Raw genomic sequence first — 1,990 nt, 5'->3', positions numbered from 1 at the left:
AAACGGGCGCGGTTGAAGCGATAGCGAGCGCCGTTCCGAGTGATAGCATTGATGCGCTAAAAGTCCGCCTCTTCTCCACTTCTGTTACATCAACACTCCAAGCCCTCACATCTGCCATAGTTATATTTTTATATAATATGTGCGTATATAAAATATTGTGAGAAAGAAATGTCACAAGTAGCGGTAATGGGATTGGGGCGAGCGAGCGGGTATGCGATATACGAACCGGAGCATCACAGCGAGGCAAAAGCGTGGACGGTGGAAGCAGCGGCACCACCACTAACATGTTGGGATCCAACGCCGAATTTCGTCAGTGGATGTGACCTGTTATTGGTATACGATAAGGACGCGGATGGAGTAATATCTTATGCTGAAGCGCAAAAAGCCGTACAGGACTATTACGATGGGAAAATAACAAAAGAAGAAGCAGAGTTTGTTGTCAGTTGTTACAATAAATACGGCGGTGTTATTAACTCAATGTGTCCGGGCTGCTATGAGGTCAAGAAAGTTACCGCAGCTTTTGATTTGTTCACTTCTTATAGTGGACCTTTCACGGTGGGTGAAAAAGTGACAATTGCGAAGTATAGAGTAAAAAACACGGGAAATGTCAGAGGTCCTATTAATGTGGCTATTCATAAGCTTAATGCAGATGGTTCGGTAAAAGGAGATATAGCGGCTTGGTGGGGTATATATTTAGACCCGGGCGAATGCTATACTTGTGGTTATGATTGTGATACAGACACAGAACTTTCGCCTTGCACTACCGGGAGTTGTGCAACAATAGGAGCAGGAGAAATAAAAATAACTCATCCAACAGCAGGCACTTACTACTACGGCATTAAGACTTGGGGTGAAGACGAGGACGAACCGTCATATCCATCACCCACGGCTGCACTTGCGGGCGCGGAAGTATTACCGGTGGCAGCGGAGGGAGAAAAGCTCGCTATACCTGTAACGGTCGTTTCGGGCTTGACGCTTGTGGGATTGGGTATATTACAAGCTCGTTCACGGCGATTTTAATCGCCTCCAAAGTGAGATGATGAAGGCAACAAAAATAGCGGGAATCGTAATAGGAGCGGGTATAGGTATCGGGCTACTCTACTATTTAATGAAAAGAGCGAAAGGAGGGGCAGAACTGGGAGCGATTGAGAAGCTATACAGAAATGCGTATGGAAACACAACATACGATGAATACGGTAGCTTCGTTGTTTATCCTAATATGAGAGAAGCGCTATCGCATCGCAATCCTTCTCCACCTTACCCCGATGCGGCAACAATCTGTTTCACTAACGAGTGTGAAAAATTGAAGCAATCGGTAAGGGCTGAAATCACAGGTTTGGGCTTCTCACTTGAAGACGTAGACCACCAGATACCTATAAATGGCACACTCCATGACAGGCGTTGTTATGTCAAGTGGAACGGACAGCACTTCACTACAGCAGACCTATACATTGATAGTATGAAGGATTTGGCGATAGAGATGGGGTATACTATCACGGATGTGATCGGTAGACCACATTACTGGGGCTTCTATGGTGACACATGTAGTGAGGCATACAACAATCTCGAAGAGTTCGTTAACGAAGTAGGATTGAGAATGCAGACTGCCGATATGAGCAAACAGTATGGTGGCTGTGTGTTCTATGTAAAATCGTGGTATCTGCACGGCATGTATGCGCTATTCGTTTAGCGGAGGAGAAACTCAAGGAACGGGTCGCGCCTGAACCGGGAGAATATATAGTTTCCCGCTTTGTCCCTCCGCACATAGCCCAAGCGAGAGAGTTCACCCACGATTTTCCATGCCTCCCTGCTCTCTTTCACGAAAGGCGCTAACACTTCCTCAAGCTCGCTCGCCGTTAATTTTTCTTTGCTTACCAACGCCTCGTGCGGTTTGCGGAGGTGTTCAGGTAGCATGCTCGTTTTGTAGAATTTTATCACCTTCTTTATACCCGCACCCACATTGCCGTATAACCGTTCAAGCTCTCGCACA

3 protein-coding genes are annotated in these 1,990 nt (G+C 46.4%); 2 read left to right on the top strand and 1 reads right to left on the bottom strand.

Annotation, left to right across the window (positions count from 1 at the left end):
* The first annotated feature begins 168 nt into the window (after positions 1–168).
* Entirely contained in the window at positions 169–1,020 is an 852-nt protein-coding gene (locus tag J7J01_08785) for a hypothetical protein (protein ID MCD6210961.1), read from the top strand.
* 16 nt (positions 1,021–1,036) lie between these two features.
* On the top strand, positions 1,037–1,690 hold the full coding sequence (locus J7J01_08780) for a hypothetical protein (protein ID MCD6210960.1): 654 nt from the start codon (positions 1,037–1,039) through the stop codon (positions 1,688–1,690).
* On the opposite strand, the gene J7J01_08775 is transcribed toward J7J01_08780, so the two are convergent.
* Positions 1,687–1,990, bottom strand: a 304-nt coding sequence (locus J7J01_08775) for a hypothetical protein (protein ID MCD6210959.1), incomplete at its 5' end; no start/stop codon positions are given. The two genes, J7J01_08780 and J7J01_08775, sit on opposite strands and share 4 nt — an antisense overlap.

This window comes from Methanophagales archaeon (genome assembly GCA_021159465.1).
In the GTDB taxonomy this organism is placed as follows: domain Archaea; phylum Halobacteriota; class Syntropharchaeia; order Alkanophagales; family Methanospirareceae; genus G60ANME1.
Note: the sequence above shows the minus strand (reverse complement) of the source record. Positions and strands in the feature narration are given on the sequence as shown.

Bases quoted from the DNA above. Each gene is read 5' to 3' on its own strand.
- J7J01_08780 (MCD6210960.1), top strand. From the start codon at position 1,037: ATGATGAAGGCAACAAAAATAGCGGGAATCGTAATAGGAGCGGGTATA.
- J7J01_08785 (MCD6210961.1), top strand. From the start codon at position 169: ATGTCACAAGTAGCGGTAATGGGATTGGGGCGAGCGAGCGGGTATGCG.